This is a genomic window from Streptomyces sp. WG7 (genome assembly GCF_049975785.1).
Classification (GTDB): Bacteria; Actinomycetota; Actinomycetes; order Streptomycetales; family Streptomycetaceae; genus Streptomyces.
Window position 1 is genome coordinate 1 of record NZ_JBNGGE010000094.1, and the last position, 6,722, is coordinate 6,722.

The 6,722-nt window shown below is 73.8% G+C and carries 2 protein-coding genes; both read right to left on the reverse strand.

Translation table 11 applies throughout. The annotated features are described in order from the left end of the window. The coding region (locus tag ACP4J0_RS37920; protein ID WP_426603906.1) for a type I polyketide synthase at positions 1 to 4,179 on the reverse strand (4,179 nt) is incomplete at its 3' end. Positions 4,180 to 4,251: 72 nt separating this feature from the next. Continuing rightward, on the reverse strand, positions 4,252 to 6,722 hold a 2,471-nt coding region (locus tag ACP4J0_RS37925; RefSeq protein ID WP_426603908.1), incomplete at its 5' end, for an SDR family NAD(P)-dependent oxidoreductase.

Below are 6,722 nucleotides of genomic sequence, written 5' to 3' on the forward strand. Positions count from 1 at the left end.
GACCCGGGCCAGGCGGGGCACGTGGACGGTGCCGCGGCGGATCGCGAACTGGGGTTCGCCGGTGGCGAGGGCCGCGGAGAGCGCCTGGACGGAGGCAGGGTCGCCGTCGAGATCGACGAGGACGAACCGGACGGGGTGCTCCGACTGCGCCGAGCGCAGCAGACCACGCACCGCACCGCCCGCGAGGTCCGCGACCGCTCCACCGGGCACCGTCGTCACGGCACCCGACGTCAGCCACACCAGCGGTGTGTCCGCGAGGCGCTCGTCCGCGAGCCATTCCTGCACGGTTCCCAGCGCGCCCTGGACGGCCGAGTGCACCGTGCCGGCCACGCCGTCGTCACCGGTTCCGGGCAGGTGGGCGAAGACGGCGTCGAAGGCCGGCTCGCCCGCCGACAGTGCCTCGCGAAGCGCGGCAAGGCCGGCGTACTCCGCCACGACCGCGCCCGTGGAAGAGGCCAGGCCGAGTTCGTCCCGGCCGAGCACGGCCCAGCGCCGGCTCGGCGCGCCGTCACCACCCGCGACGGTCACGGACGACCATTCGATGCCGAACAGCGAGTCCAGGTGGGCTGCTTCGGCGATGCGTACCTGCTCGGCGGAGACGGTACGCAGGGCGAGGGCGTCCACGGTGGCGACCGGTGCGCCAGAGGTGTCGGCGATCTCCAGGCGTATGCCGTCCGTGCCCTTCCGCGCGACGTGGACGCGCAGGGCCTCGGCGCCCGCGGCGTGCAGGGTCACCCCGGTCCAGGAGAACGGCAGGCGTCCCACACCCACGGTGCCGCCCAGCCCGCCCAGCGCCAGCGCGTGCAGACAGGCGTCGAGGAGGGCGGGGTGCAGGCCGAAGTCCCGCGCGGCCGAGGCGTGCCCCTCGGGCAGCGCGATGTCCGCGTACACGCTCTCCCCGAGGCGCCACGCGGCCGTCAGACCCTGGAACACCGGCCCGTAGCCCATACCGAGTCCGTCCAGGACCTCGTACAGGTCGTCCGTCTCCGCGGGCTCGGCTCCCGCCGGGGGCCACTGGGTGAGCTCGAAGTCCGGGCGGGCGGCGCCTCGGGCGAGGACGCCGTCGGCGTGCCGCACCCACGACTCGTCGCCGGCGCCGTTCTGGACGCGGGAGGAGAGCGTGAAGGTGCGCCGGCCCGTGCCGTCGGCGTCCGGCGCGGAGACGTGAATCTGCATCTGCGCGCCGCCGTGCTCGGGCAGCACGAGCGGGGCCTGGAGGGTGAGTTCCTCCAGGACGTCACAGCCGACCTGGTCACCGGCGCGGACGGCCAGTTCCACGAAGGCCGTGCCCGGCAGGATCACGGAGCCCCACACGGCGTGGTCGGCGAGCCAGGGGTGGGTGTCGAGGGAGAGGCGGCCGGTGAGCAGGAACCCTTCGCCGTCGGCGAGGGCGACGGCCGCCCCCAGCAGGGGGTGGTCCACGGCCTCCAGCCCGGCGGCACGCACGTCGCCGACGCCGGTGCCCGGCTCGATCCAGTAGCGCTGCCGGCGGAACGCGTAGGTGGGCAGGTCGACACGCTGTGCGCCCGTGCCGGCGAAAAACCCGGCCCAGTCCACCTCCACGCCCCGCACGTACGCCTGCGCCAGAGCCGTGACAGCACTCTCCGCCTCAGCACGGCCCTTCCGCAGGACGGGGACGAAGGCCGCGCCTTCGCCCGTCACGCACTCCTGCGCCATCGCGGACAGCACACCGTCCGGGCCGAGTTCGAGGCAGGTCGTGACTCCTTCGGCCTCCAGCGCGCGGACGCCGTCGAGGAAGCGCACGGCCTCCCGGACATGCCGCACCCAGAAGTCCGCCGACGCCATCTCGTCCGTGACCAGGGCGCCCGTCAGGTTGGAGACGACCGGAATGCTCGGGGCCTCGAACGACAGCCCCGACACCACCTCACGGAACGCGTCCAGCATGCCGTCCATGTGCGGCGAATGAAACGCATGACTGACCGCCAGCCGCTTCGACTTCCGGTCCCCGAAGAACTCCACGACCGCGACAGCGGCGTCCTCGTCACCCGCGATCACCACCGACCGCGGCCCGTTCACCGCCGCGACACTCACCCGCTCCGTCAGCAACGGCAGGACCTCGTCCTCCGACGCCTCCAGCGCGACCATCACGCCACCCGCCGGCAGCGCCTGCATCAACCGCCCACGCGCCGCCACCAGCACACACGCATCATCCAGCGACAGCACCCCCGCCACATGCGCAGCAGCTAGCTCGCCGATCGAGTGACCGGACACGAAGTCCGGCCTCACACCCCACGACTCCAGCAGCCGGAACAGCGCCACCTCCACCGCGAACAACGCCGGCTGCGCGTGGGCCGTCTCGTTCAGCAGATCATTGTCGTCGCCGAACAGCACGTCCTTCAGGGGCACTTCGAAGTGCGCGCACACCGTGTCCAGCGCGTCCGCGAACACGGGGTACGCCGCGTACAGCTCGCGCCCGGTCCCCGGGCGCTGGCTGCCCTGCCCCGTGAACAGGAACGCGAGCTTGCCGGCGACCGGCGAACCGGTCACCACACCGGGGGCCGGGTCGCCCTCGGCCAGGGCGCCCAGCCGCGCCAGCAGGCCCGTGCGGTCCTCGGCCACGACCACCGCACGGTCCGCGAACGAGGCGCGTCCCTGCGCCAGTGAGCCGGCGACGTCCACCGCGCGCAGCCCGGTGTTCTCCTCAACGTGCGCGGACAGGCGGCGGGCCTGGGCGCGCAACGCCTCCTGCCCCTTCCCGGACAGCGGCCACGGGGTCATGGGCGCCGGGGAGACGGCCTGCGGCTCCGGGGCCTCGGATTCCTCGGGCCCCGGAGCCTGCTCGATGATGGTGTGGGCGTTGGTACCGCTGACGCCGAACGCGGAGACCGCGGCGCGCCGCGGCGCGCCCGTCCCGGGCCACGGCATGCGCTCGGTGAGCAGGGCGACGTCGCCGGCCGACCAGTCGACGTCGGGGGTGGGCTCGTCGACGTGGAGGGTCTGCGGCAGCACGCCGTGCCGCATCGCCATGACCATCTTGATGACGCCCGCGACGCCGGCGGCCGCCTGGGTGTGGCCGATGTTGGACTTGAGGGAGCCCAGGCGCAGCGGGTTCCCCTCGGGGCGGTCCTTGCCGTAGGTGGCCAGCAGCGCCTCCGCCTCGATCGGGTCCCCCAGTCGGGTGCCCGTGCCGTGGGCCTCGACGACGTCGACCTCGGCGGCGGAGAGCTGGGCGCTCTCGAGGGCTTGGCGGATGACGCGCTGCTGCGAGGGCCCGTTGGGCGCGGTCAGCCCGTTGCTGGCGCCGTCCTGGTTGACGGCGGAGCCCCGCACGACGGCCAGCACTGGATGCCCATTGCGGAGTGCGTCCGACAGCCGCTCCACGAGGAGCACGCCCGCGCCCTCGGACCAGCCGGTGCCGTCGGCGGAGGCGGCGAAGGACTTGCAGCGTCCGTCGGGGGCCAGCCCGCGCTGGCGGCTGAACTCGACGAAGACGTCGGTGTTGGGCATCACGCACACGCCGCCGACGACGGCGAGCGAGCACTCGCGCTGGCGCAGCGCCTGGGTCGCCAGGTGCAGGGCGACGAGGGAGGAGGAGCACGCGGTGTCGACGGTGGCGGCCGGGCCCTCCAGCCCGAAGACGTAACTGACGCGGCCGGACAGGACGCTGGTGGCGCCGCCGGTCAGCAGCAGCCCCTCCAGTTCCTCCGGGACCTCCCTGAGGTCGGCTCCGTATCCCATCGCGCTGGCACCGACGTAGACGCCGGTACGGGTGCCGCGCACGGTCGAGGGGTCGATGCCGGCCCGCTCGAACGCCTCCCAGGTGACCTCCAGCAGCTGGCGCTGCTGCGGGTCCATCGCGAGGGCCTCGCGCGGCGATATCCCGAAGAATGCGGGGTCGAAGAGCGTCGCGTCGTCGAGGAATCCGCCGCCGGTGTTGTAGAAGGCGCCCTTGCGGTCGGGATCGGAGTCGGTGAGGGACGCGACGTCCCACCCGCGGTCGCCGGGAAATCCGGAGATGGCGTCGCCGCCCTCGTCCACCAGTCGCCACAGGTCCTCCGGCGACCTGACGCCGCCGGGGAAACGGCAGCTCATCGCCACGATGGCGATGGGTTCCCGCGCGTCGGCCTCGATCTCCTGGACTCGGCGGCGGGACCGGCGCAGCTCGGCGGTCATCCACTTCAGGTTCTCGAGAAGCTTCTCTTCGTTCGCGCTGGTCACCGGAGCGTCACCCCTTGGGGAATCACGAAATGCCGTACGTACGTCGGGCGGGTCGTCGGAACAGCCATCGGCTCAGGATTTTCCGAATTCTTTGTTGATGATGTCGAAGAGGTCGTCGGCGGACGCCGAGGCGATTTCGATGTCCTCGTCCTCGCCCTCTCCGATGGCCGCTCGTTCCGCCCTGTTCCAGTTCGCCAGGAGGGATTCGAGCCGTGCGGTGACGCGTGCGCGTTCGGTGGTGTCCTCGGGGACGGACGACAGGAGGAATTCCAGCTTGTCGATCTCCGCGAGGGCGGGCAGTGCGGGGGTGGTGTCCTCGCCGACGGCTTCCGCCCGGACGTGCGCCGCCAGCGCCGCGGGGGTCGGGTGGTCGAAGACGAGGGCGGCCGAAAGGCGCAGTCCGGTCGCGGTCTGGAGCCGGTTGCGCAGTTCGACGGCGGTCAGCGAGTCGAAGCCCAGTTCCTTGAAGGCGCGTGCCGGGTCGACGGACGCCGTGCCCTGGTGGCCGAGGACGGCAGCGACCTGCGCGCGGACCAGGTCGAGCACGACCCGCTCCGCCTCGGCCGCGGTCAGCCCCTGCAACTGCGCCTGGAGGTCCGGGGCTTCGTCTGTGGCCGTGCCGGCGTCCTCCTGTCCGGCGGTGAGCGCGCGGCGCACGTCGGGCAGGTCGCCGATCAGCGGGCGCGACCTGGCGGCGGTGAAGGCCGGGGCGAACCGGTCCCAGTCGACGTCCGCCACGATCACGGTGGTCTCGTCGCCGTCCAGCGCGCGCTGGAGCGCCGTGAGGGACAGCTTCGGCGCCATCGCGGGCAGTCCGCGCCGCCGCAGCTGCTCCTCCGCGCCGTCGTCGGCGACGAGGCCGCCCTCGGCCCAAGGGCCCCAGGCCACCGAGGTGGCCGTCAGCCCGCGGGCCCGGCGGTGCTCAGCGAGGGCGTCCAGGTGGGCGTTGGCGGCGGCATAGGCGGCTTGGCCGCCGCTGCCCCACACACCCGCGATGGAGGAGAAGAGGACGAAGGCGTCCAGCTCGGCCGTGCCGAGGAGTTCGTCCAGGTGGGTGGCGCCCGCGACCTTGGCGGCGACGACGTCGGCCACGTCGGCGGGGCCGGTCTCCGCCAGCGGCGCGAACTGCCCGGCGCCCGCCGTGTGGAAGACGGCGGTGAGACCCGTTCCGGTCGTTCCGTCGGCCTGGGGTACGCGCAGCCCGGCCAGGAGGTCGGCGACGGCCTGGCGGTCGGTCACGTCGCAGGCCACGGCCGTGGCCCGGGCGCCCAGGGCGCCGATCTCGGCGAGCAGTTCGTCCGCGCCGGGTGCCTGCGGCCCGCGCCTGCTGACCAGCACCACGTGCTCCGCGCCGTGTGCCGCCAGCCATCGGGCCACGTGGCCGCCGAGGGCGCCCGTTCCGCCGGTGACGAGGACGGTGCCGCGGGGTCGCCACGGCGAACGCTGCTCCACCGGCGCGCGGTCGAACGCGTGGTGGGGGTCGTGCTGGATGCGGCGGGCCAGCAGGCCACCCGTGCGTACGGCGACCTGGTCCTCGTCCCCTCCGCTGCCGGTAAGCACGCCGAGCAGCCGGTCCAGGGCCCGCTCGTCCACGGTGCCGGGCAGGTCCACGAGTCCGCCCCAGCGGTCGGGGTGCTCCAGGGCCACGACCCGTCCCAGACCCCACACCTGGGCCTGCGCGACGCTCGTCAGGCGGTCCACCGCCGAGGTCGACACGGCCCCCGACGTGACACACCACAGCGGTGCCGTCATGCCGATGTCGCCCAGTGCCTGCACCAGCGTTCCCGTAAGCAACAGCCCTGCGGGCACGGCGGCATGCACGGGATGCGGCTGCTCGGCGAGAGGCAGCAGCGACACGACGCCCGCGACACCGCCGGCCCCGCCCGCTCCCGCGACCTCGCGCAGCCGGCCCGCGAGTGCCTCCCGGCCGGCCTCGGCGAAGGTGACGACGAGGTGCCGTACCTCCGCCCCGCGTGCCGCCAGGGCGTCGGAGACGGCGGGAAGGCCTCCCTCCCCGTCCTCCGCGGTGCTCACGACGATCCACGTCCCGGACGGGCGGCCGGCGGAGGGGATGTCCATCGGCTTCCAGGTGACGCCGTACCGCCAGCCGTCCACGACGGACTCCTCCTGGCGTCGCCGGCGCCACGCCGACAGCGCGGGCAGCAGCTCGCTCAGCGGCTGGCCGGTGTCGATGCCCAGGGTGCCGGCGAGCACCACGAGGTCAGCGCTGTCGACGGCTTCCCAGAACTGCGCGTCCACGGCGCCGGACGTACCGCTGACGTCCTCGCCGGAGGTCACGGCGTCGGCCTCCTCCAGCCAGTAGCGCTCGCGCTGGAAGGCGTAGGTGGGCAGGTCCACGCGGCGGGCGCCGGTCCCGGCGAAGAACCGGGCCCAGTCGACCGTCACACCGCGGGCGTGGGCGTGGGCGAGGGCGGTCACGGCGGTCTCCGGCTCGGGACGGCCCTCGCGCAGGACAGGGACGAAGGCGGCGCCTTCACCGGTCACGCAGTCCTGCGCCATCGCCGACAGCACACCGTCCGGAC